General features: G+C 66.1%; 17 protein-coding genes and 1 pseudogene. 12 read left to right on the top strand and 6 right to left on the bottom strand.

The genetic code is table 11. The features are described from left to right. Together ACVILL_RS40120 and ACVILL_RS40115 are read left to right on the top strand one after the other, a co-directional pair. On the top strand, positions 1-771 hold the full coding sequence (locus tag ACVILL_RS40120) for an ABC transporter ATP-binding protein (RefSeq protein ID WP_456734058.1): 771 nt from the start codon (positions 1-3) through the stop codon (positions 769-771). Between the two features lie 119 nt (positions 772-890). After that, on the top strand, positions 891-1,754 hold the full coding sequence (locus ACVILL_RS40115; RefSeq protein ID WP_456734057.1) for an MlaD family protein: 864 nt from the start codon (positions 891-893) through the stop codon (positions 1,752-1,754). Positions 1,755-2,012: 258 nt separating this feature from the next. On the opposite strand, the gene ACVILL_RS40110 is transcribed toward ACVILL_RS40115, so the two are convergent. Further along, positions 2,013-7,910, bottom strand: a complete 5,898-nt coding sequence (locus ACVILL_RS40110) for an apolipoprotein A-IV repeat region-like domain-containing protein (protein WP_456734056.1) — start codon at positions 7,908-7,910, stop codon at positions 2,013-2,015. 381 nt (positions 7,911-8,291) lie between these two features. Between ACVILL_RS40110 and ACVILL_RS40105 the strand changes: the two genes are divergently transcribed. Beyond that, positions 8,292-8,669, top strand: coding sequence for an Hpt domain-containing protein (locus ACVILL_RS40105; RefSeq protein ID WP_456734055.1), 378 nt, complete (start codon positions 8,292-8,294; stop codon positions 8,667-8,669). A gap of 158 nt (positions 8,670-8,827) precedes the next feature. After that, positions 8,828-9,148 (top strand): 2Fe-2S iron-sulfur cluster-binding protein, encoded by a 321-nt coding sequence (locus tag ACVILL_RS40100; RefSeq protein WP_456734054.1) that lies wholly within the window; start codon positions 8,828-8,830, stop codon positions 9,146-9,148. 3 nt (positions 9,149-9,151) lie between these two features. On the opposite strand, the gene ACVILL_RS40095 is transcribed toward ACVILL_RS40100, so the two are convergent. Continuing rightward, complete coding sequence (locus ACVILL_RS40095; RefSeq protein WP_456734053.1) at positions 9,152-9,613, bottom strand: acyl-CoA thioesterase; 462 nt, start codon at positions 9,611-9,613, stop codon at positions 9,152-9,154. Between the two features lie 165 nt (positions 9,614-9,778). Between ACVILL_RS40095 and ACVILL_RS40090 the strand changes: the two genes are divergently transcribed. Beyond that, positions 9,779-10,807, top strand: a complete 1,029-nt coding sequence (locus ACVILL_RS40090) for an NAD(P)/FAD-dependent oxidoreductase (RefSeq protein ID WP_456734052.1) — start codon at positions 9,779-9,781, stop codon at positions 10,805-10,807. A gap of 196 nt (positions 10,808-11,003) precedes the next feature. Next, a complete protein-coding gene (locus ACVILL_RS40085) occupies positions 11,004-11,507 on the top strand; it encodes a DUF2147 domain-containing protein (protein WP_456734051.1) in 504 nt (167 codons plus the stop codon). Positions 11,508-11,561: 54 nt separating this feature from the next. On the opposite strand, the gene ACVILL_RS40080 is transcribed toward ACVILL_RS40085, so the two are convergent. Beyond that, a complete protein-coding gene (locus ACVILL_RS40080) occupies positions 11,562-13,523 on the bottom strand; it encodes a hypothetical protein (protein WP_456734050.1) in 1,962 nt (653 codons plus the stop codon). A 103-nt stretch (positions 13,524-13,626) separates the two neighbouring features. Continuing rightward, positions 13,627-14,703: a lysylphosphatidylglycerol synthase transmembrane domain-containing protein gene (locus ACVILL_RS40075; RefSeq protein ID WP_456734049.1), complete on the bottom strand. Its 1,077-nt coding sequence runs from the start codon at positions 14,701-14,703 to the stop codon at positions 13,627-13,629. Between the two features lie 599 nt (positions 14,704-15,302). Here ACVILL_RS40075 and ACVILL_RS40070 point away from each other — a divergent pair. From ACVILL_RS40070 to ACVILL_RS40060, 3 genes are all read left to right on the top strand, one after another. Beyond that, the gene (locus tag ACVILL_RS40070; protein WP_456734048.1) at positions 15,303-16,721 is read left to right on the top strand and encodes an MFS transporter; all 1,419 of its coding nucleotides are present in this window, start codon (positions 15,303-15,305) and stop codon (positions 16,719-16,721) included. A gap of 185 nt (positions 16,722-16,906) precedes the next feature. Next, complete coding sequence (locus tag ACVILL_RS40065) at positions 16,907-19,309, top strand: EAL domain-containing protein (protein ID WP_456734047.1); 2,403 nt, start codon at positions 16,907-16,909, stop codon at positions 19,307-19,309. A gap of 164 nt (positions 19,310-19,473) precedes the next feature. Continuing rightward, entirely contained in the window at positions 19,474-20,964 is a 1,491-nt protein-coding gene (locus ACVILL_RS40060) for a serine hydrolase domain-containing protein (protein ID WP_456734046.1), read from the top strand. 115 nt (positions 20,965-21,079) lie between these two features. Here ACVILL_RS40060 and ACVILL_RS40055 read toward each other — a convergent pair whose 3' ends face one another. Then, positions 21,080-21,514, bottom strand: coding sequence for a hypothetical protein (locus ACVILL_RS40055; RefSeq protein WP_456734045.1), 435 nt, complete (start codon positions 21,512-21,514; stop codon positions 21,080-21,082). A 44-nt stretch (positions 21,515-21,558) separates the two neighbouring features. Between ACVILL_RS40055 and ACVILL_RS40050 the strand changes: the two are divergent. Both ACVILL_RS40050 and ACVILL_RS40045 read left to right on the top strand, forming a co-directional pair. Beyond that, positions 21,559-22,211 (top strand): annotated as a pseudogene (locus ACVILL_RS40050) (hypothetical protein). An 86-nt stretch (positions 22,212-22,297) separates the two neighbouring features. After that, a complete protein-coding gene (locus tag ACVILL_RS40045; protein ID WP_456734044.1) occupies positions 22,298-22,657 on the top strand; it encodes a hypothetical protein in 360 nt (119 codons plus the stop codon). A 41-nt stretch (positions 22,658-22,698) separates the two neighbouring features. Here ACVILL_RS40045 and ACVILL_RS40040 read toward each other — a convergent pair whose 3' ends face one another. Continuing rightward, positions 22,699-24,042 (bottom strand): aminotransferase-like domain-containing protein, encoded by a 1,344-nt coding sequence (locus tag ACVILL_RS40040; protein ID WP_456734043.1) that lies wholly within the window; start codon positions 24,040-24,042, stop codon positions 22,699-22,701. A 180-nt stretch (positions 24,043-24,222) separates the two neighbouring features. Here ACVILL_RS40040 and ACVILL_RS40035 point away from each other — a divergent pair, with 180 nt between their 5' ends. After that, positions 24,223-24,459, top strand: a complete 237-nt coding sequence (locus tag ACVILL_RS40035; RefSeq protein WP_456734042.1) for a DUF1127 domain-containing protein — start codon at positions 24,223-24,225, stop codon at positions 24,457-24,459. Positions 24,460-24,576 lie beyond the last annotated feature (117 nt).

Raw genomic sequence — 24,576 nt, 5'->3', positions numbered from 1 at the left:
ATGGCGGAAGAGAATATCGACGCCATCATCCGGGTCCGCGACATCACCGTGCAGTTCGGCGATACGCGCGTGCTCGACGGCCTCAACCTCGACGTCAGGCGCGGCGAGATCCTCGGCTTCGTCGGCCCGTCCGGCGCCGGCAAGTCGGTGCTGACCCGCACCATCATCGGCCTGGTGCCGAAGGTCTCCGGCCGCATCGAAGTGTTCGGCGTCGATCTCGATGCCGCGAGCTCGTCGCAGCGCCGCGCCGTCGAGCGGCGCTGGGGCATCCTGTTCCAGCAGGGCGCACTGTTCTCCTCGCTCACGGTGCGCCAGAACATCCAGTTTCCGGCGCGCGAATATCTGCGGGTCTCGCAGCGGCTGCTCGACGAGATCATGGTGGCGAAGCTCGTGATGGTCGGCCTGAAGCCCGAAGTCGCCGATCGCTATCCGTCGGAACTGTCCGGCGGCATGATCAAGCGCGTCGCACTGGCGCGCGCGCTCGCGCTCGATCCCGAGCTGGTGTTTCTCGACGAGCCGACCTCGGGTCTCGATCCAATCGGCGCCGGCGATTTCGACGAGCTGGTGCGCACCCTGCAGCGCACTTTGGGGCTGACCGTTTTCATGGTAACCCACGACCTCGACAGCCTTTACACCGCGTGCGACCGTATCGCCGTTTTAGGGAACGGTAAGATCATTGCTGCAGGATCGATCGCCGACATGAAGGCATCGCAGCATCCATGGCTGCAGCAATATTTCAACGGCAAGCGCGCCCGAGCCGTTGTGGCCTAGCCCATGATCCCGAAAAATGGAGCCGGTTTTCCGACGAGATCATGCGCCAACAGGAAATTCGACGGGCTCGCGCGCAGGCGGCTGCGCGAGGGCCCAAGAGTGATGAACGCGAGTAATTGATGGAAACGCGGGCGAACTACGTCTTGATCGGGGCTTTCACGCTGGCGGTGATCGCGGCGGCGTTCGGCTTCGTGCTGTGGTTCCAGAGCCTGCACACCACCAAGCAGCGCAGCCCCCTGCGGGTGATCTTCGAGGGGCCGGCGTCGGGCCTGCGCAACGGCGGCAATGTCAATTTCAATGGTATCCGGATAGGGGAGGTCGTTTCGGTCAAGCTCGACAACCCGCGGCGCGTGGTTGCGCTGGCGATGATCGAGAACAACGCACCGCTCCGCAAGGACACCCTGGTCGGTCTCGAATTCCAGGGGCTGACCGGCGTCGCCGCGATCTCGCTGAAGGGCGGCGAGGAGGCCGCCCCGCCGGTGCCGCTGGATGAGGACGGCATTCCTGTTCTGACCGCCGACCCCAACGCGCTGCAGGACGTCACCGAGGCGATCCGCGCCACGCTGCAGAACGTCAACCGCATCGTCGCCGACAATCAGCAGTCGGTGAAGAATTCGCTGAAGAACCTCGAGGTCTTCACCCAGGCGCTGGCGCGCAATTCCGAGAAGATCGACAACGTCATGCTCAAGGTCGACGGCGTGATGGGCAAGGCCGACAATCTGATGTTGGGCCTCAATGCGATCGCCGGCGGCAGCAATGGCAGCGAGCTGAACCTGATGGTGAAGTCGATCCGCGAACTCGCCGACAATGTCGACAAGCGGACCAATCTCCTGATCAACGACGGCCGCCGCACGCTGGCCGACATCAGCCGCGCCGTGAACAACTTCGACCGCAACCCGAGCCGGGTGATCTTCGGCGGCAGCAACAACGCCGCACCCGAGCCCGCGCCCGCTCCCGCGCCCGGACCGCGGCGGCGGCAGTGACGTGATCCGCGAATGGTGAGTGGCGGGTAGCGAGTAGGGTTCGCCGCCTGCGCAGCGCAGCCGTCATTGCGAGCGAAGCGAAGCAATCCATCGCTCCGCATACTCGGCGGCATGGATTGCTTCGTCGCTTGCGCTCCTCGCAATGACGGTGGTTGGTGCTGTATTGCTGCTAGGCAGCCTGCGGATCGGTTAGCCCAAAACAAAACGGAGGCCATGAGGCCTCCGTCTTCATTCGCAATTCGCTATTCGCCAATCAGCTCACCCCAGCCGTCCCGCCGCATGCGCGAGCAGGGTGTAGACCAGCCCGGTCTCCGAGGTCAGGTGGCCAGCCAGCTCCTGCTGGCCGCGGCCGTCGCGGGCGACTTCGTCGAGCAGGCGCTCGAACTCCGCGATGTAGCGGTCGACCGTCTGCTTGAAGCCGCGGTCGGCGCGGTACTTGCGGGCCACCTCATCGAAGGCCTTCTGGCCGGCCGGCGTGTAGAGGCGCTTGGAAAACGCCTTGTTCTCGCCGCGCTGGTAGCGATCCCACATCTCGGCCGCCAGCGTGCGGTCCATCAGCCGGCCGATGTCGAGCGACAGCGACTCCAGCGGATTGGCGGCCGGCTGCTGCTGCGGACGCGGGCGCTGCTGGGCGTCGCGGCCCTGCGGGGCAGGCGGCGGCGCGTCGCTGCGGTTGAGCAGGTCGGACAACCAGCCGTCGCCGTTGTTGGGGCCGGCCGGGCTGACCGACGGGGCCTCGGTGCGGCGCGAGCTCGCCATGCCGAGATCGGGCGGCGGCAGCGTCGAAGCGCTGTTGCCGTTGTCCCGCACGCTGTCCCGCATCCGCACGTCGGCACGGCCGCCGGCGGCAGCCATCAGCGGCTCCTCGTGGCGGACGCTGGCGCGGTTGGTCGAGACCACGTCGAGGCCGCGGCCGTGATGGGCCACGATGCGGTTCAGCTCGGCCAGCGCCTCGATCTGGTCGACGATCACCTTGCGCATCTGCGCGGTGTTTTCGGCGGCCTCCTGCGGCATCTCCAGCACGCCGCGGCGCAGCTCGTTGCGGGTGGCTTCGAGCTCGCTCTGCATCTCGCTCGCCATCTGCTTCATCGCCGTGACCATCGCGGAGAACTTCTCCGTCGATTCCTTGAACATCGCATCGGTCTCGGCGTTGCTCTGCTGGTAGAGGTCGTTCATGGCGTCGACGGTCTGCTGACGTTCGTTCTCGGCCGCTTGGCGCACCGCCTCGAACTGCCGGCTGATCGCAGCCGAGCCGGCGCCTGCGGTCTCCGCCACCACGCGCGCGATGTCGCGGGCGCGTTCCTCGGCAGCGCCGAGCGATTCATCGAGCAGCCCGGTGAAGCGCGACAGCCGCTGGTCGAGATCGGTGGTGCGCAGGTCGATGGTCGTGACCAGCGCTTCCAGCGCCTCCTTGCGATCGCTGACGGAGGCCGTCGTCGAGCGGTTGGCCTGCTCGACCACGGCAGCCGCGTCGATTAGCGCCTTGCCATGGGTCTCGAACTGGCTCGAAAGCGCGCCGAGATCTTCCAGCGCCTTGCCGGTCTTGCTGTTGAACACCGTCAGCTGGTCTTCCAGCGTCTGGGTCGCCACGCCGTTGCGCGAGGTGACGTCGTTCATGGCGGACACGAAGTCGGCCACGCGGGTCACCAGCGCACGCTCAAGCGAGTTGAGGTTGTCGTGGGCGCCGGTCAACACTTCCTGCAAGAGGATGTTGCCCTCGCGCAGCCGCTCGAACAGCGCGACCGTATCGGTGCGCAGGATCTTGCTGGTCTCCTGCATCTCGGTGACGGCCGAGATCGAGACCTGGCGCGACTGATCGATCGCCGCGCGCGAGGCCTGCTCGAGCTCCTTGAGCGACTTCGCCACCGCGCCGGTTGCCTGATCGCCGGCCGAAGTGATGTTGCGCGCGACGTCGCCGCCATGCGCCGCCATCGACTGCGAGAAGGCGAGGCCGCGGGTTTCGATCGCCTTCAGCGCGTCCGCAGTGGCGCGATCCATGTCGGCCGAAAGCTGCGTGGTCTTGGCGGTCAGCGCCTCGACCAGCGAGCCGCGGCGGCCGTCGACCATCTGCGACAGGCGCTCGGTCTGCTGCTGCACATAGGTGACGATCTCGTCGGTCTTGCCGGTCATCGCCGAGCCGAATGCGCTGGAGGCAGACAGCACCGAGCGTTCGATGTCGGCCGACGTCGTCTTCACCTTGGTCGAGACCTCGTTCGACATGGTGATCAGCGCGGCCTGCGCGTTCTGCGCCGAAGTCTGGATGTTGTCGGTGGTCTTGGCCGTCACCGAACCCAGCGCGCGCTCGATATCGGTCGAGAGCGTGCGGATCTGCGCGGCGGCATCGGCGGAGGTTGCCGCAAACGAGCTCTGGGCCTCGCGGGCGCTGCCCAGGACAGCCTGCGCCGTTTCCGCGCTGGCCGCGGTCAGCGAGCGCTCGATCTCGACCGAGATCTCGCGGATCTGGCTTGCCGCCTCGCTCGATGTCGCCACGAACGAAGTCTGGGCCTCGCGGGCGCTGCCGAGGATCGCCTGGGCGGTGTTGGTGCCGACCGACGTCAGGGTGCGCTCGACATCGGCTGCCAGCGACTTGACGTGGTTGGCTGCATCCGTCGACGCGCTGACGAGGGTGTTCTGCGCCTCGCGAGCGCCGGCCGTCAGCATTTCGACGGTGCCCGAACCGGCCATCGACAGTGCACGCTGGATGTCGGCGGCAAGCGCCGACACCTTGTCTGCTGCCTCGGTCGACGCATTGACCAGCGTGCTCTGGGCTTCACGCGCACCGGACGTGATCGATTCCGCGGTGGCGGAGCCGGCCATCGACAGCGAGCGCTCCATGTCGGCGGCCAGCGAGCGCACCAGATTGGTTGCTTCGGTGGATGCGCCGGCCAGCGTGCTCTGGGCTTCGCGGGCGGAGGCGACGACGGATTCCGCGGTGGCGGAGCCGGCCATCGACAGCGAGCGCTCGATGTCGGCGGCCAGCGTGCGGACCAGATTGGTGGCGTCGGTCGACGCGCCGGCCAGCGTGCTCTGGGCTTCGCGGGCGGAGGCGACGATGGATTCCGCGGTCGCGGTGCCGGCGGTCGAGAGCGAGTGCTGCATGTCGGCCGCGAGCGTGCGGACCAGATTGGCGGCCTCGCTGGATGCGCCGGTAAGCGTGCTCTGGGCCTCGCGGGCGGAGGCGACGACGGCTTCCGCGGTCGCGGTACCGGCCATCGAGAGCGAGCGCTCGACGTCGCTGGCGAGCGACTTCACCTGTCCCGTAACGTCGGTCGACGTCGAGATGAGCATGGTCTGGGCCTCGCGGGCGCCGGTCATGATCGCTTCGGCGGCGGCGGAGCCGGACATCGACAGCGATGCCTCGACGTCGGCGGCCAGCGACTTGACCTGGCTTGCGGCTTCGGCCGAGGCGGAGACCAGCGTGGTCTGTGCGTCGCGCGCGCCCGACAGCACGGAGGCCGCGGTGGCGCTGCCGGCCGCCTGCAGGGTGCGCTCGACATCCTCCGATAGCGCCTTGATCTGGGAGGCGACGTCGCCGGAGGAGGAGACCAGCGACACCTGGGCGTCGCGGGCACTGGTGAGGATCGAATTGGCGGCGCTGGTTCCGACCGCGGTCAGCACGCTCTCGACCTCGGCCGAGCTCAGCTTGAGCTGGTTGCCGACGTCTGCGGACACGGTGAGCAGCGCCTGCTGAGCGGTGCGCGCGCCGGTCTGGATGGTCTCGCTGGTGTTGACCACGAGGTTGGTCAGCGAGCGCTCGGCGTCCTCGACATGCGACTTGATGCTCGACGACAGCATCTCGGCGCGGGACATCAGGTCCTCGCTGGCCTGGCGGCCGCTGCTCTCGATGCGGCCGGCGACGGCCTCGACGCGCGAGCCGAGCAGGTCTTCGAACTGCGCGACGCGGGTGTCGATGTCATTCGCGATCACGCCGACATGGCTCTCGATGCCCTGCTGGATGTGCGCGAAGCGCGCCGAGATGCTGTCGGTCAGGTTCGCACTGTGACCATTGATGGTGTCGGCGAGGAGGGTGCTGTGACTGTTGATCGTATCGACGAGGCGGACGCTGTGGCCGTCGATGGTCTGGGTGACGCCGTTGATGCGGTGGTCGACCGCCGCGATCGCCTGCACCGTGCCCTCGGTCAGGGTCGTGGTCAGCAGGCCGAGGCGCGAGTCGATCGATTGGATCGCCTGGGTGGCGCCTTCGGTCAGCTGGGTCGCAAGCGTGCCGAGATGGCCGTCGATGGTGTCGGTGACCGATTTGGCACGGCTCTCGAAGGTGACCTCGAGCGACTTCATACGGCCGTCGATTGCGTCATCGAGCGACTGCAGGCGGCCGTCGAACGAGCCGATCTTGGTGGCAAGCGAACTGTCGAACGACGACAGCTTGTCGGTCAGCGAGGCGTCGAGATTGCTGACGCGGCTGCCGAGCGTGGTCTCGAACTGCATCAGGCGCTGGTCGAGCGAGGCGGTGATCTCGCCGCTATTCGTGGTCACGCGATGATCGAAGGTGTCGACATAGGTCTTGAGGCTGTCGGCGATGTCCTGGGTCCGCTGGCCCATGCGCTCGACGATGTCGCCGCCGAAGGTCTTCACCGTACGGTCGAATTCCGAGATATGGCGGGTGATCAGCGCGCCGAGCGTGCCGGAGTCGCGGGCGAATTTCTCGGCCAGCTCGCTGCCGTGGTTCTTCACCAGGTCGTCGAACGCGCTCATCTGCAGCGACAGCGAGTCGTGCGCGGTCTCGGTCTGGCCCACCACCTTGGCGACCAGCGAATTGACGGTGACGTCAAGCGCCTCGCTCGCCCGGTCGCCGGAGTTCATGATCTGGCCGGCGAGGCGGTTGCCGGCGTCGTCGATCTTGCTGACGAGGTCGTTGCTGCGCAGCTCGAGCTCGAGCAGCAGCGAATCCGCGGAGTTCTTCAGGGAGTCGTGGGCCTCCTCGGTGCGGTCGGAGATGCCGTCGACGATCGCAGACGAACGCTGCTCGAACTCGCCGGTGATGCGGTCGATGCGCTCGTTCAGCATCTCGTGGACGCGATCGGCCAGATCGACGAACTCGTCATGGACGTGGCCGGTCTTGAAGTTAAGGCTGGTGGTGAGCCGCTCGGAGGCATCCATCACCGCGCGCGTGGTCTCGGCGCTGGCTTCCTCGAGGCGGTCGAGCAGGTCGCCGCCGCGCTCGCCGAGCGCGAGGATCATGTTGTCGCCGGCATGGCTCAGCGCGGTCGTGATGTGCTGGCCGCGCTCTTCCAGAGCGCCGGTGATGCTTTTGGCGACCTCGTCGACGCGCGAGGCGATCGCGTCCGAGATCAGCGCGATGTCGTGGCGCAGGTCGATCTGCACGCCGGAGATCGCGCTGCGCACCTGCTCGGCCTGGCCGACCAGATTGTCGCGCTGGTGGGCGATGTCCTGCAGCAGCGCGCGGATGCGCACTTCGTTGTCGGAATAGGCGCGTTCCAGCGCCGCAACCTCGTTGGCAACGAGAGTCTCGAGCTCGCCGGCGCGCGCAATCGCGCGCTCGACGCCGTCGCCCATCGCCGCGACCTCGCGGCGGATCGCCTGGCCAACCGTCACCATGGAATCGGCGGCGGCGTTTTCCGGCTCCGAGAATCGCATTGCGACCTGCGCCATCGATTGCGCGATCATCTGCATGCGCTGGCCGTGCGCGGCGAGGCTGGCGAGATAGTAGAACAGCAGGATAGGTACGGCGAACAGCGCGGCGAGGCCGGCCAGCACAAGCACGCCGGTGCCCTGGGCCATCGAAGCCTGCAGGGCCGGCCAGAACGCGATGGTGAGGATCACGCCGCCGAGCAGCCACGCGCCGGAGCAGACGAAGAACAGCGTGAAGGCGTTGCGGGCACGGCCGCCTTGCAGCGTCTGCAGCATCTGGCCGATGGTTTCGCGATCATCGTTGGCGGCACGGCGCGCGGCGCGCGGTTCCTCGATCGGCTCGAAAACCGCACGATCGGTATTCGAACGCTGATCGAACGATGCGGCTGAAAAATCCGGAGCTGAGGGCGGCAGGTTCGGCGGCGTGGCGCCTTCGTCGAGGGGGCTGCGATTCTCCGCGCCCTGTTCGCTGATGTTGAGGGCTTCCTGGATGGCAGAAAGCGCGACTTCGGTGGGATCTTTGACCTTCTTGGGAGTGTTCGCCATGTTCAGTCTGAGCCCTCTCACTATTTTACGCGTCGGCGAGCCTGCGATCGTCCCCACGCAAGCTCGAAGCCGGTGCCCACAAAGCGGAGCGCAAGCGGCCCCCTGGGCGGCTTGTCCGCTACATCCGCAAACATCCTATTGGGAGAGCGATGCGAATGAAATGCTTGCGATTAATACTTTCTTAATCATCGTTAACAGCTTTGCGCCATAAGGCCTTATGGGTACTCGAAATTCCTGCGGTAGAGCGTCGATTGTGTCCGGAAATTGTCCAGAATCGGGCGGTTTTGCCGATCATCCCGACAACAATCCGTTAACCAGTTTCGTGATTGGCTGAACCAATTGTCCGCCGGCGGGGCCGGGCGGAGACGACAGGGACAGGCCATGCCGCTTCATCTTGAACGGGTTGAATGGACACAATCGCCGCCGCTCGCGCCCGGCGATGGGCCGATCGACATCGATCACCTCCGGCGCATGACGCTGGGCGATCCGGGGCTGGAGCGGGAAGTGCTGGCGATGTTCTCGACCCAGTCGGCCCGGATCCTCGGCGAGCTGGCCGCCTTGCCGCCGGAGGCGGCGACCCACGCCCATACCCTGAAAGGCTCGGCGCGGGCGATCGGCGCCTTCGGCGTCGCCGAGGCTGCTGCCCACCTGGAGACCGCACTGGCCGGGGGTTCCGACCCAGTCCAGCCGCTGGCCGCGCTCGGGGCCGCGATCGCCGAGGCGCGCACGGCGATCGAGCTGATTCTGGGCCGCTCCTAGCCGCGTCTGGCGCTTCGGCCCACCGCAATGCCCAAGCGCCGTCCCGGCCGGCCGGCAGGTTTTCGGTCTCCGCGCTAGCGCTGTGCGGATCGAGCCGTTATACGACTGCCGGGACCTTTCCATCCATCGTCCGGCGCATTCCGGCAGCACGAGCAATCATGGCCAAAATCCACTTTATCGACCATACCGGCGAGAAACGCACCATTGAGATCGAGAACGGCGCGACGGTGATGGAAGGCGCGATCCGCAACGCCATTCCCGGCATTGAAGCCGAATGCGGCGGCGCCTGCGCCTGTGCGACCTGCCATGTCTATGTCGATGAAGCGTGGCGCGAGAAGGTCGGCGCGCCGTCGCCGATGGAAGAGGACATGCTGGATTTCGGTTTCGACGTGCGTCCGAACTCGCGGCTGTCCTGCCAGATCAAGGTGACCGACGAGCTCGACGGACTGGTCGTGTCGACGCCGGAACGGCAGGCCTGAGATTTATTCGCCGTCCGGATTGATGCCGCGACGGACCCAGCGGCGGAAGTTCTGCCTGACCTCCGCCGGCAGCGGCGTCGGCCTGCGTGTGGCCTCGTCGATCATCACGGTGATCGCCTTCGCCGACGCCACGCATCTGCCTTCCGAAAACACCACCTGATCGAAGGTGGTCGATGTGCGTCCGAACTTGACGAGACCGAGCCCGAGCTCGATCTGCCCCGGCCAGTGCAGCTCGGCGCGGAAATGGATGTCGAGGCGCACCATGATCCAGGCGAGCCGCGCCGGCATCAGCCCCATGGTCGGATCCTTCACCAGCGTGACGCGGCCGGTTTCAAAATAGCTTGCGTAGACGGCGTTGTTGACGTGCCCGTTCGGGTCGAGATCGGCGAAGCGCACATTGTCGGACAGGCGATAGGGAAAGTCTTCCAGGCGCGGCGTATCGTCAGCACGGACAGGGGCGTTCACGAGGGGGGATCTCCGTCGGTTTCCCGCCCATACAGCCGAGTTGCGCAGGCTCGGCAAGGGGTTGCCGCGCCAGCCGCTGTCCCTATTATGCATGTCGCGATCCGGCCACACCCGGCTGGGCAGGCGAAAAGCCGTCCGGTCGATCTCAACTGAAAAGAAGCGGATATGAGCGAAGCGATCAAAACCGATGTGCTGATGATTGGCGCGGGCCCCTGCGGACTGTTCGCCGTGTTCGAACTGGGCCTGCTCGACATGAAGGTGCATCTGGTCGACATCCTCGACAAGATCGGCGGGCAGTGCGCCGAGCTCTATCCCGAGAAGCCGATCTACGACATTCCCGGCATTCCCTTCGTCACCGGCCAGGGCCTCACCGATCAGCTGATGGAGCAGATCAAGCCGTTCAACCCGACCTTCCATCTCAACGAGATGGTGGAGACCATCGAGAAGATCGGCGATCCCCTGTTTCGCGTGAAGACCGACGCCGGCAAGGAGTTCGAGGCCAAGGTCGTGGTGATCTCGGCCGGCGGCGGTTCGTTCCAGCCGAAGCGGCCGCCGGTGCCGGGCATCGAGGCCTATGAAGGCACGTCGGTGTTCTATGCGGTGCGCAAGATGGAGCAATTCCGCGACAAGAACATCCTGATCGTCGGCGGCGGCGATTCCGCGCTCGACTGGACGCTCAATCTGCATCCGATCGCCAAGCGCGTCACGCTGCTGCACCGGCGCGACGATTTCCGCGCGGCACCGCACAGCGTCGAGCAGATGCGCGCGCTGGTCGCCGACGGCAGGATGGATCTGAAGATCGGCCAGGTCACCGGGCTCGAAGGCGCCAACGGTCAGCTCTCGGGCGCCGCGCTGAAGGCCAACGACAATGCGATGTCGACCATCGCCTGCGATACGATGCTGCCGTTCTTCGGGCTCACCATGAAGCTCGGCCCGGTCGCGAACTGGGGTGTGGCGCTGGAGAACAATCTGGTGCCGGTCGACACCGCTGCGTTCGAGACCAACGTTCCGGGCATCTTCGCGATCGGCGACATCAACACCTATCCCGGCAAGCTGAAGCTCATCCTCTCCGGCTTCCACGAGGGCGCGCTGATGGCGCAGAAGGCGCACCGCTACGTGTATCCGGACAAGCGGCTCGTGTTCCAGTACACAACCTCGTCATCGAGCTTGCAGAAGAAGCTTGGAGTGAACTGAAACCACTCCAACGGCGACCAATGCCGGGGGCACGGGCCAGCTGCTGCGCGGCGCGGGTACTGGAACACTCCGCGAAATGGCCGTAGTCTGCTGCTACTCAAGGCCGTCGATTGATCAGGTGACGATGATGCGGAACACGCTGTCCAGACTTCGGCTGACGTTGGCGATCGCCACGGCTTTCGCCTTGGCGGCTCCATTGTCCGCCACGGCCGCCGACCCATCATCGGCGGCTGGCCTGTGGCAGAAGACTGTCGACGGCAAGCCCGACGGCTGGTTCCTGGTGGTCGATCACAACGGCGTCTTCGAAGGCGTGATCGCTAGGATATTTTCCGATCCCGGTGATCCGCCGAATCCGATCTGCTCGAAATGCACCGACGATCGCAAGAATGCGCCGTGGCTTGGATTGTCGTTCATCCGCGACATGAAGCGCGAGGGCCTGAAGTACGAGAACGGCAACGTGCTCGATCCGCGCGACGGCAAGATCTACAAGGCCAAGATGACGCTGAGCTCCGATGGACAGAAGCTGACCATGCGCGGCTATCTCGGCATCTCGCTGTTCGGCAAGGACGAGATCTGGACGCGCTTGCCGGACAGCGCGATGGCCCAGCTCGATCCCGCGATCGTCGCGAAGTATCTGCCGGCGCAGGCCGCGGCGGTGAAGCCGCCGGCGCCGTCAGTGCCGGCGACGAAGCGGCACTAGGACTTCTCTCGACGCTACTGATCCGGATCGCGTTCGCTTGCGTGCGGCGTGCGGTCAGCGTTGCACGGGTGCGGTCGGCAGCAGCGGCGCGACCGGCTCGGAAAGCACCTCGGGCACGCTGGTGTTCAGCTGCAGCACGGTGGCGGCCGCGGGCACCGCGGCATCGGCCATCGCCGCATGGCCTTCCGCGCTCGGATGTACCGCGCCGCCATACACCGCCGACAGGATGCCCCATGTCGCGTCGTGAATGTCGCTCGGCTGCATCGAGGCCGGCAGGCCCTGCGGGTAGGTCATCGCCGCGAAATAGCTGTCATTGGCGTCACGGATCCAGCGCGCGCGCGGCAGATAGGCGCGGTACTCGCCGGCGCTGCGGCCGCATTTGAGCGGCTGATTGGCTGCGGCGACGATGTCGGACACGAAGCTGTCGCCGTTGGCGGAGAAGCAGTCGCGGTCGAATTCCGGATCGGTCGACGCGCGTGCGCAGAAGCCGTGGCTCGCAAACGCATCCTGATGCGCATCGACGAAGGTCATGCGGTCGGTCTGCGGGTTGCGGCAGATGATGCCGGACTGGCATTGCGCGATCGCCTTGAGCTGCGGCAGGAACTCGTTCTGCACGAAGCTCGAGACCTCCGTGAGCCGCTTCGGATCGGCGTTGAAGGAGGGATGGATGTCGAAGCCGGCACGGCCGCCGGGACATGGCGCGCCGCCATTGGCCAGCGCCGGATTGGCGTAGGCCGTGTAGATCACGCGCGAGAGATCGCCGCCGACCAGAGGCTTCAGCGCATCGCGCAGCTTGGCAAAGCCGGCCGGCAGGTCGCGCGTCAGTGCGGAGCGGGCATCGTCGACGCTGGCCAGCGAGCCGCCGCGGCCGAGCAGCGTGCGTTCGGTCGCCGTGTCGACGATCACGTTGGCGACGAGGCCGGAGAAGTAGATGTCGTTGGCGCCGATCGACAGCAGCACCAGATCGAGCGTGCGGTCCGGCTGCCGGCGCTTGGCGGCGGCAAGCGCCGTGCGCAGCTCCGCGATCTGGCCGTTGACGCTGCCCGAGCAGGTGTTGCCGGCCTTCGTCGGCAGGCATTCCCGCGCCTGCTGCGAGCCGAGCAGGCCGTCGGCGATGCTGGCGCCGGTGCAGGCGAGCGGCAGATAGGTCACCGCGATGTGCGGATATTGCACGGCGAGCGCAAGCGCCGTGCGGGTCTGGTAGCTGTACAGCGACCGGTGACACGCCGAGTTGAGCCACAGCGCGCTCTGGCGCTGCCAGTTGGTCAGGGTGTCCGGCGCTTCGCAGGCGCGGCCGCCCTTGTAGCCGCCGCGGCTCGGCCGGTAGTATTGCGCCCCGCTGAGATAGGAGCGGAAGCAGAACCCTTCGTCGGAAAGCGCGATCGCGCGGTCGGGGTTGCCTTCGCCGGATGCGATGCTGTCGCCGAGGCCTGCGATCAAGAGGTCGCGCACCGCGATCTCCGTCGCCACGCGCTGGTTGGCATCCGAGCCGCTCGCGACGTCGACGGTCGCGACCGTGGTGCGGCCGTAGCGGACGCGCAGATTGATCGGCTCGGCGCAATCGAACGTCGAGGATTGCGGCCCGTCGCCGTCGTCGAACGACCAGGCGCAGGTGGCGCCGACCGGAACCGGGCCCGTCAGCCGCACGACGATCGGATGGTCGATCGGCGTCAGGTAGCTTTCCTTGACGTTGTCGCGGGTGCAGGGCTCGTTGACGCGGCCTTGCAGGTCGATGCAGAGCCGGTTGACCGTGTTGCGCGCCCAGCCGCGCCCGTCGCTCTGCAGTTCCAGCGCCTGTTCCGAGGCCAGCACGCTGCGGCCGAGCCCGCTTTCGACATGGAGGCGGAAGTCGCGTTCCTCGCGGAACAGGCGGAAGCGGTTGCGAACCTCCCAGGAGATCTGCAGCGAGTTGTCCTGCGCCTCCGCGGCCGAGGCGAATACCGCCACGAGCGCACTGCCGAGCAGCACGCTGCAGACCGACACACGAAACGAAAATCGAACCAAAATGCCAATCATGGCGCGGTTTGACGCGAACGGTACGGCGAAAATAAGAGAGGCGGCAGGGCGAATCGAAAATCCGGGACCGAGAGACCCGGACAAGGGCCGATAACGTTTCCTGTTACCGTTTCATCTGCCTGATCCGCTGCGGCCGGCTTTCGATCGGTTGCCGCACGGTCGCCGAAGCCGTGCAGGCTTGGCTTAATCGCTTTCGTTCCTGCCAGGGCTGCACCACGTTGAGCCACAGCTCGCGCATGCCCATGATCGAGATCGAAATCCCGAACGGGATCAGGAAATAGAGGATACGGAACACGACCAGCGTCGCCAGCAATTGCTCCTTGCTGAATTCCGGCAGCGCCACCAGCATTGCGGCGTCGAACACGCCGATCGAGCCGGGAGCGTGGCTCGCGAAGCCGAGCAGCGTCGCCAGGATGAACACGACCGCCAGCGAGACGAAGTCGATATGCGGCTCGGTCGGCATCAGGAGGTACATCGCAAGCGCGCAGAAGCCGAGATCGACCACGCCGATCATGATCTGCAACAGCGTCAGCTTGGCCGAGGGCAGCACCACCTTCCAGCCGTTCTGGCCGAGCTCGCGGCGCTTCTCGCCGGTCAGGAGCCAGACGAAATAAGCGCCGATGCCGGTCAGGCAGCCGAGCGCGATCAGCCGGTTCATCGCCGGCGGCAGCAGGTCCATCGCCGAGGCCGCCGCGGGGTGCCAGGCCATGCCGAAGCCGAGCACGAACAGATTGCCGAGCCAGAAGGTCAGGCCGGACAGGAAGCAGATCTTGGCGACGTCGATCGCGGAGAGACCGAAATCGGAATAGATCCGGAAGCGGATCGCGCCGCCGGTGAAGACGGTGGCGCCGATATTGTGACCGATCGTGTAGCTGGTGAAGCTCGAGAGCGCTGCGATGCGGTAGGGGACGTGCGTCTTGCCGATCGTGCGCAGCGCGAAGAAGTCATAGAAGGTGAGCGTGCAGAACGCGCCGACCACGCAGAGCGCCGCGAGCGCGATCCGGTGCGGCGCGATGTTGGTCAGCGCGGTGAGGATGATCCCGGTGTCGACGCCCTTCAGCGTGTGCACGAGCGTCGTGATCGCGAACGCGATGATCAACACACTCGCGGCGATCCCGAGCCGTTTCCAGCCGATCTTTTCCTTGAAACCACGCCCGAGCGTGGTCAGCAGCCGAAGCATTCATCCTCCCGGCGGGCGGCAATTTCAGTGGGACCCGGTCACGGACAGCGACGGGTGACGGGCAAACGCACCGTACGCGATGACCCATAAGGCAAAACCGATGCGTTGTGCAGCCCTTGACAAGCCAAGCTTCCGCTCTTGTCCAGCGTCATTGTCATACTGGGTACATATGTTCTCGCTCTGCGGAATGTGAGTCGCGGGCACCGCGTCCGCTGCGACGGGACCATCGCATGTTCCGCCGTTCCAGGCGATTTCGTCGGCATTTGTGCCGATTTTGCGGCCGTCCCGGCGCAACCCGCGGGCTGTTGGCGCGGAACGAATGGACGATATGCATCAGCACGGGGACGTTGGGCCCGGCTGCGGCGTTTACCAAAGTGTGAAGTCGGCGCGCACTTGCGGCTGCGGACCGCCGCGCGGACCGCGATGTGAGCCGCGTTGAGCAGGATCCGTAGGTCTATTGAGGCAAAAAGCCGCGCAGGACGGCGGTCGCCGCGCGGCCCGGCCGGCATTGCAATTTTCACACTTCGATCGGTGGCGAAGTGTTCCATCGAAATGAAGACCTATGTCTCGCATCAGTTGCCAAGAGCGAGGACAAGCCCATGCAACAGACGTCCCTGAACATCCGGCACATGCAGGACCAGCCCGCGGCGCCCCGACAACGGTCGACCGGGCTTGCGGCGACGCTGACGCTCGCCGCGATGAGTCTCGGTTACGGCGTCGTGCAGCTCGACGTCACCATCGTCAACACCGCGCTCAACGCCATCGGCGCTTCGCTCGGCGGCGGCGTTGCCGAGCTGCAATGGGTGGTCAGCGCCTACACCATCGCGTTTGCCGCCTTCATCCTGACCGCGGGCGCGCTCGGCGACCGGATCGGCGCCAAGCGCGTCTTCATGGCCGGCTTTGCGATCTTCACCGCGGCGTCGGTTGCCTGCGCGGTCGCGCCTGACGCCGTGACGCTGATCGCCGCGCGCTGCGTGCAGGGGCTGGCCGCGGCCATCCTGGTGCCGAACGCGCTCGCGCTGCTCCGCCATGCCTACGCCGACGAGAAGGCGCGCGGGCGCGCGGTCGGCGTCTGGGCGGCGGGCGCCAGCCTCGCGCTGACCGCGGGCCCGTTCGTCGGCGGCGGACTGATCACGCTGGTCGGCTGGCGCGCGATCTTCCTGGTCAATCTGCCGATCGGCCTGGCGGGCCTCTGGCTCGCCTGGCGCTTTGCCGGCGAAACCACGCGCCATCAGCAGCACCGGCTCGACCTGCCGGGCCAGCTCGCCGCGATTGTCACGCTGGGCACGCTGGCCGGCGCGCTGATCGAAGGCGGCGCGCTTGGCTGGGGCAGCCCGTTCGTGGTCACAGGCTTCGTGCTCGCGGGCGTCTTCGCCGTGCTGTTCGTCTGGCGCGAGGCGCGCGCGCCGCAGCCGATGCTGCCGCTCTCGCTGTTCAGCCACCGGATGTTTGCCCTGACCTCGCTGGTCGGCCTTTTGGTGAACGTTGCGTTCTACGGGCTGATCTTCGTGCTCAGCCTTTACTTCCAGCAGGTCAACGGGCTGTCGGCGTTTGCAACCGGCCTGGCATTCGTGCCGATGCTCGGCGCGGTGCTGCCCGCCAATTTGATCGCGCCGCACGTCGCGGAGCGGATCGGCGCACCGGCGGCGATCGCGCTCGGCGCCGCGCTCTCGGCCGCCGGATGCCTGGCGTTGCTGTCGATCGGACCCGGCACCAGCTATCCCGCGATCTGCCTGCAATTGCTGGCGATGAGCGGCGGCCTCGGCCTGCTGGTCCCGCCACTGACAACGACATTGCTCGGCAGTGCCGACCCGCAGCATGCCGGCATCGCGGCCGGGGTGCTGAACGCGACCCGGCAGACCGGCAGCGTGCTCGGTGTAGCGCTGTTCGGCTCGATGGTCAGCAGCTCCACGGCCTTCATCGCCGGCCTGCATGCGGCCCTGGTGATTTCCGCCGGTGTGTTGCTCGCGGCCGCGGTGTTGATCTGGACCGGTGCTGCGTCGCAAGCGCGGCAATGAAAACGGGTGCGAACGCGACGTTGCACACGGCGTTTGCGTGAGCAAGTCACACAACTATCGGGGTTTTCGGCGCGAATCCGGCCGCATTTTCAAGGCTTCTTCACCATGCGTGGAACCTTGCTGCGGTGCGGTTACCGTTCGTACACGAATGCGCTGGTTCTTATAGGTCCATAACGGGGGCCTATATGTATCGCGTTCTGACCTGTCTCACTCTGGAGCATGACTGGCGGCTTGTCGTCCTTGGCGGGGTGATCTGCCTGCTCGCCAGCGCAGTCGCGGTCAGCCTGTTTCACCGCGCTCGCGCTGCGCAAGGCCGAGCCCGCGAGATCTGGATCGGTCTCGATGCGGCGGTCGGCGGCTGCGGTATCTGGGCCACCCATTTCGTCGCCATGCTGGCGTACGATCCCGGTATCGAGGCCGGATACAGCATTCCCGTCACGCTGCTGTCGCTGGTGCTCGCGGTTGCGATCCTGTCCGTCGGATTGGCCGTCGCGACGCTCGACGAACGCTGGTGGACGGTCGCGGCCGGTGGCGCAATCGTCGGCGCCGGCGTCGCGGCGATGCATTACACCGGCATGCTGGGGCTCCAGCTGCCCGCGCGCATCGTCTGGTCGCCGGGCATCGTGGTCGCGTCGATCGTATTCGGCAGCCTATTCGGCGCGATCGCGCTCGTCGTCGCCGCGCGTGGCGAGCGTTTTGGCACCACCGCGGCCGCGACCGGCCTGCTGACCGTCGCGATCGTCTCGCATCACTTCACCGCGATGGGCGCGGTGACGCTGGTCTCGGATCCGACGATCGTTCCCGGCGGACTTACGGTGTCGCCGCGCGTGCTCTCGTTCATGACCGCGGTTGCGGCGTTCGCGATCCTCGGCCTCTCGCTGATCGCCTCCATCCTCGATCGCCGCGCCAAGACCGAGCTCCACAAGCAGAAGGTGGTGCTCGATACCGCGCTTGAAAACATGTCGCAGGGCCTGTGCATGTTCGATGCCGACGGCCGCATCATGCTGTTCAACGAGCGCTACAGCGAGATCATGGGACGCAATCGCGTGCCGCTGCAGGGACGCCTGCTGATCGACGTCCTGCAGGACCTCCACTCCATCGGCGAGTGGGACGGCGATCCCACGGAGTTCTGCGAGGCGCTCGTCGCCGAGGCAAGGGCCGGCAACGGCGCGACGCGGATCGTCAGCCGCAATGATCGCGCGATCCGTGTCGTCGATCAGCCGATGAAGGGCGGCGGCTGGGTCGCGACCTTCGAAGACATCACCGAATGGCAGCAGGCGCAGGAACAGATCTCGCACATGGCGCGGCATGACGCGCTGACCAATTTGCCGAACCGGACGCTGTTTCGTGAGCAGCTCGAGAAGGCCTCGAGGTTGGCCAAGCGCTCCGATCAGTTGGCGGTGCTCTGTCTCGATCTCGATCATTTCAAGGAAATCAACGACACGCTCGGACATCCGATCGGCGACGCGCTGCTGCGCGAAGTCGCGCGACGGCTCGGCGAATGCGTCACCGAGCACGACACCGTGGCGCGGCTTGGCGGCGACGAATTCGCCATCGTGCAGTTCTGCAGCAATTGCGAACCGTCCGTGGTGTCGCAGCTGGCAAGTCTCGTGGTCGAGCGGATCGCCGCGCCCTACGAGATCGGCGGCCACCAGCTCGTGATCGGCGTCAGCATCGGCATCTCGCTCGCGCCGGAAGACGGCAAGGATCCCGACGAGCTGCTGCAAAAGGCCGATCTTGCGCTGTACCGCGCCAAGGCCGACGGCCGCGGCACCTACCGGTTCTTCGAGACCGGGATGGATGCGCGCGCGCAGGCGCGCCGCCTGCTCGAGCGCGACCTTCGGCTCGCGCTGGAGCGCGACGAGTTCGAGGTCTACTACCAGCCGATCCGCGATGTCGAGGGCGATCGGGTCGTCGCCTTCGAGGCGCTGGCGCGCTGGAATCACGCGCAGCGCGGGCTGATCGCGCCCAACAATTTCATCCCGGTCGCCGAGGAAACCGGACTGATCGTTCCGCTCGGCGAGATCGTGCTGCGCAAGGCCTGCCTCGATGCGGCGGGCTGGCCTGCGGACATCGCGGTCGCCGTCAACCTGTCCCCGGTGCAGTTCAAGAACCCGAACCTGGTGTCGTCCGTGAAGGCGGCGCTGGAGGCATCCGGCCTGTCGGCGGACCGGCTCGAGCTTGAGATCACCGAATCGGTGCTGCTGCAGAACAGCGAGGCTACGCTCGCGGTACTGCACGAACTGCGTGGTTTCGGCGTCCGCATCTCGCTCGACGATTTCGGCACCGGCTATTCGTCGCTGAGCTATCTGCGCAGCTTTCCGTTCGACAAGATCAAGATCGACCGTTCGTTCGTGACCGACCTTGCGACGCGCGAGGACTCGATGGCGATCGTGCGCGCGGTCACCGGCCTCGGCAAGAGCCTCGGCATCGTCACCACCGCCGAGGGCGTCGAGACCGATACCCAGTTCGACCTGCTGCGGCAGGAGGGCTGCACCCAGGCGCAGGGCTATCTGTTCAGCCCGCCGCGGCCGGCGGCCGACGTCGCCAAGATGTTGCGCAGGGCGCCGGAGCGATCGGTGGCCTGATTGGATTCTTGTCGGACGCGTTTTCTTGACGCGAACCGGCGTCCACTTGGTTCGGGCGTTGTTCACGAATTGGTAGCGTCGCTTTGCACTTAAAAGGCGACGTCGAAACCGAGATGGCGGCATGTCGGCCTTGGGCCAACAAGAGACGTCCCTATGAGAACGCGTTGGCGGGACTGCAAAGAAAATACTTCAACAGGCGTTCTGCCAAGCTTCCATTAATGAGTATTGTGCTGCGATCGGGTGAAGCTCGCAGCGCGTGGGATCCAATGTATATTCGCCAGATTGTTTTGGCCGTCGTGCTGCTCGGCGCTTTGGTTCGGTTCGGGCCTGCCACAGCCGGAGATGGCTTCCCGGCAGCGGAGTGGGAGCGCGTCACCCCTGCAGAATTGGGCTGGTCAGAGTCCGAATTGGCCCAAGCGCGATCCTTTTCGGATCAGATTCGCTCGAGCGCGGTCGTGATCGTTCAGCACGGAAAGGTGGTGGCCGAGTGGGGCAATACGACGAAGCCAATGGAAGTCGCTTCAATCCGCAAGAGCCTGCTCAGCGCCCTGATCGGCATCGCTGTGTCGGATCACCTGATCAACCTCGACAGCACGCTTGGCGATCTCGGCGTCGACGATAATCCGCCTGGCTTGACCGGGAGCGAGAAGGGCGCGACGGTGCGCGAACTCCTCGAAGCGCGTTCCGGGGTCTACCACGCGGCGCTCTATGAGACGCCCGACATGGCCAAGATGAGACCGCCGCGCGGCAGCCACCCGCCCGGCACCTTCTGGTATTACAACAACTGGGACTTCAACGCGCTCGGCACGATCTACGAGCACGCAACTGGCACCGGCATCTTCCAGGCGCTCGACCAGAAGATCGCAAAGCCAATCGGCATGCAGGACTACTGGCCACAGGACGGCAGCTACGTCCGCGGCGAAGCGTCTATCCACCCCGCCTATGAGATCCGCATGAGCGCACGGGACCTGGCGCGTTTTGCACTTCTCTATCTGCACAAGGGCAATTGGGCCGGACACCAGATCGTGCCGCGGGAGTGGGTGGAAGAGAGCACGCGTGTCTATTCGAGAGCGGCGTTCGGGCCGGGCTATGGCTATCTCTGGTGGACCGGTTTTTTGGGCGGTGCCGTTGCGCCTACGGTGACTTTGCCCGAGGGCAGCTTTTGGGCCGAAGGTGCCGGCGGCCAATACGCTTTGGTCGTGCCCGCACTCGACCTCGTCGTGGTGAATCGTGTCGACCGCGACACGCCCTACACCGAACCTTCTATGCGTAGTTTTGCCAGGCTGTTCTGGCTGATCCTGAAGGCCGAGGGCTATGATCCGGGGCCCGATGCCTCGCTCACGGCAGCGATCGGCGAACGACCGACAGGTGAGACCCTGGCTGCAAAATTGCAGGGCAAGACGATCAGCTTCGGCCCCAAGCTCAGGGATGGTCCGTTCACAATGCGATTCGAGCCCGACGGCCGGATGACCTATCCGCACTGGAAAGAGTCCCTTGGACCTGCAGCCGGGACATGGACGGTCGCGGAGGATAAGCTCTGTATCCTGAACGGTGCCAGTCGTCGCTGCTACATTCCAGTGCTGAACGGTGAACGGATTGAGTTGTTCGACCAGCTTGGTGTCATGCAAATCGACGGGGTGGCGCTGCCTCAGTGATCTGCATGCAGCAATCGGCTCGCGACGTCCGCTCAGGGGTCATAAGCCATCTGCGGCGGCCAAGCGGAGCAACCTCCGCTTTATCTCGGAGTCCGGAGGTTGACGAGTAGACGCGCTAGTTCTTCCTCAGCGCAAAATAGGCGCCGCAAAACGCCATCAGGGCGCCGAGGCACAGGGCGGCGAGGCCGGCGAGCACGGCGGAGATGGTTGACACCGTGCTCGGCGCCGAGGCGGCCTGGCCGGCGCCGGCCAGCATCAGCACGCCAACGACAATCAGGAACTGGCGCATCCGCTGCGGGATCTGGCCGGCGACCGCGCTGTGCATCAGATTGGCGGTGAAGTAGCCGCCGGAAAACCCGACACTCGCGATCAGCCACCACGCGATCGCAGCGCCCGCCGGCATGAACTCGTGACTATTCGAACGCCACAGGCCGCCGAGGTCGAGCCCGTAGCGCGCGCCGAGCATGTGCACGGCAAGCGCCAGCAGCACGCCTGAAATCATCGCGCCGCCGAGGATGAGGTAACGCGGAAAATAGGTCGTCTCGGGCATGGCTCGCTTGTAGGATAGGCGCGATGTCCCGCGCAAGCGGGTGGATGGCCTTGAACAGGTGGAACGGCGGATTGCCAACAGCGTTGCAGGATCGGTCGGAGGCAGGTGAGGGCGCAGCGGTACGCTATGCCTACAAGGCCTCGTTGATCGGCTCGGCACACCAGTTCGAGCTGACCGAGGACGGGCTGGCGTGGCGGATCGCCGGCCGCTCGGGCGCATGGGATTACGCCGACATCTCCGCCGTGAAACTGTCCTATCGCCCGGTGTCGATGCAGCAGCAGCGGTTTCGCGCCGACATCGACAACGCCAGGGGCGGGCGGATCGCGATCCTCTCGACCACCTGGCAGACCGCGACGCTGGTCGCGCCGCAGGGCATCTCTATCGCGACTTCATCGTCGAGCTGCATCGCCGGATGCAGGCGGCCGGCAGCACGGCAAGGCTGGTCGGGGGTCTCGGGCCGAAGACATACACCGCGGCGCTGGCCGTGCTGGCGTGGCTTGCGGTGGCGATGGTCGGCCTGCTGGCGATGGCGCTCATGACATCCAACTGGACGGGCGCGCTGTTCCTGCTTGGCTTCGCCGCGCTGTTCGCTTGGCAGGTCGGCGGCTTCGTCAGCCGCAACCGCCCGCGGCGCTACAGCTTCGATCAATTGCCCGAGACGCTGCTGCCGAAGCCGGACCGCAATCGAGCGCAATGAGGCGGACATTCTCGCGGCCGGACTGTCAGCTGGCTGTAAGCAATGCGCTGTAAACTGCCCGACTGATTTGTTGGCTGGAGTGTCCGATGACAATCCGGACCCCGTTTCTGGCTCTATGCTTCGTGCTCCTGAGCATCCACCCGGTTCTTTCCAAGGGCGGCAGCGTCGGCAACAAGCATGATCCGCTGGATCACAATCACGTCGACGACCTGCCGCGCGACGTGCGGCAATACGTTGCCGGAATCTGCAAGGGCACGCCGGTCGCGCAGCACGACTTCGCGACCTACTCACCGCAGGAAAAGCGCTGGCGGATCAACCTCGAATATCTGCAGTGCGGCGTGATCGGGGAATATCGCCGAGGCAACCAGTGCCTCGACGTGGACTTCGTCGCCGAGGGCGCGCACTTCCGTCTCGCCAGAAAGACCTATGCCGCCTGCGGCTTTTGACGGTCTGACGCGGGCCAGGCACTCGGAGTGAAACTGCGATGTCACTCCGTCGCGTCAAAATCCTCTTCGGCCGCGCTCAGCATTCCCGCCAGTGTCCGCAGGCCGACGTCGAGCTGCTCGAGCGGCGGCGCGGCAAGCGCGAGCCGCACCGCATTGGGCGCATGTCCCGGCGTGGCGGCGAAGGTGGTCGACGGTGTCAGCGCGATATCGCGGCGCGCCGCGGCCGCGACCAGGGTCTGCGAGCGCCAGTGCGGCGGCAGCGTCAGCCAGAGGTGATAGGACTTGGGGTTGGTCTGGATCTCGAAATCGGCCAGATGCTTCGCCGCGATCTGCTGGCGGCGGGCGGCATCGATCCGCTTCAGCCGTGACAATTCGGCGGCGGTGCCGTCGGCCATCAGCCGCTGTCCGGCTGCGAAGGCGTAGCCCGACGCGGTCCAGCCGCCCGAGCGCACCGCGGCCATGATGTTCTCGCGCAGCCGCGGCGGCGAGACGATGAAACCGAGCGCGAGGCCGGGCGCGACTTTCTTCGACAGGCTGTCGAGCACGATGCAGCGGTCGGGCGCGAGCGCCGCCATCGGTACCTGGTCGTCGAGGAATCCGTAGACGGCATCCTCGATGACGGCGAGGCCGTGCTTCTCCACCACGCGCAGCAGCTCGGCGCGGCGCTCGCTCGGCATGGTGATGCTGAGCGGGTTCTGGATCGTGGGCTGGACGTAGATCGCGGACAGATGCGCCTCGCGGTGCGCCTTCTGCACCGCGTCGGGGCGGACGCCGTGCTCGTCCATCGCGAGCGGCACCAGCGAGATGCCGAGCCGCGCGGCGATGCCCTTGACGAACGGATAGGTCAGCGCCTCGACGCCGCAGCGTCCGCCTGACGGCACGACGGCGGCGAGCGCGGCGGCGATGCATTGCCGGCCGTTGGCGGTGAACACGATCTGGTCGGGATTCGGCGTCCAGCCCTTGCGCGCCAGGAATTCCGCCGAAATGGTTCGCGCCGCCCGCGTGCCGAAACTGGTCGCCGGCCGCAGCGCGCCCTCGAGCACCTCGGGCCGCTCCAGCCCCTCGAGGCTCTTGGCGATCATGGTCGCCTGATGCGGCAGCAGCGGATAGTTGAATTCGAGATCGATGCGGGCGCCGCGCGGCTCGCTGGAAGCGGCGATGCCGCGCCGCGCCTCGCCGGACACGAAGGTGCCGCGGCCGACCTCGCCGACCACCAGCCCGCGCCGCAAAAGCTCGGTGTAGACCCGGCTCGCGGTCGAGACCGCGATGTTGCGGTCATAGGCGAAATGGCGCTGCGGCGGCAGGCGGTCGCCCGCCTTCAGCGCGCCGCTGGCGATTTCGGCGGCCACCGCGTCCGCCAGCTTCAGATATTCGAATCTCGACATTATTGCACCGAGAGCAATGTTTTACTTGCTCCGAGCAATGTACCGGATCATTTAAGAGGGAACAAGCCCATGATTGTACCGAGGAGCGCGCAAGCAATCCGAGGTTCCGACGGCCCAGGTGCTGAAACGGCATTTGCGTCAACGGCATAGCTTTGCCGATGGGCGTCGAAGGAGATGACAATGACGACGATATCCTCAGCCGCTGCATCGCCCGCTCGGCCCAGCATGCTGGGCGGATTGCTCCGATTGCTCCGCGTGTGGGGCGAGGCCCTCGCGACCTACTGGGTGCGCCGCGAGGCGATCAAGACGCTGCGCCAGCTCGACGACAGGGCGCTGCGCGATATCGGGCTCTCGCGCTGCCACATCGAGACCGCGGTCGTCGGCGATCTCGACCTGGAGCTGGCGCGGGTTCGCTGAGATGACCCCTGCGGGGGAGCCGGGCAAGGAGGCGCTTCCAGAGCCGCCGGCTCCTTTGCATGGGGTTGTTTTCGATATTTCGGCAGCGCGCAGCCGTCGCGGTCGTTGAGACGGGGC

The organism is Bradyrhizobium sp. USDA 3364 (genome assembly GCF_054056355.1).
The sequence above is the reverse complement of the archived record's forward strand: the minus strand, read 5'-3'. Positions and strand labels throughout refer to the sequence as shown.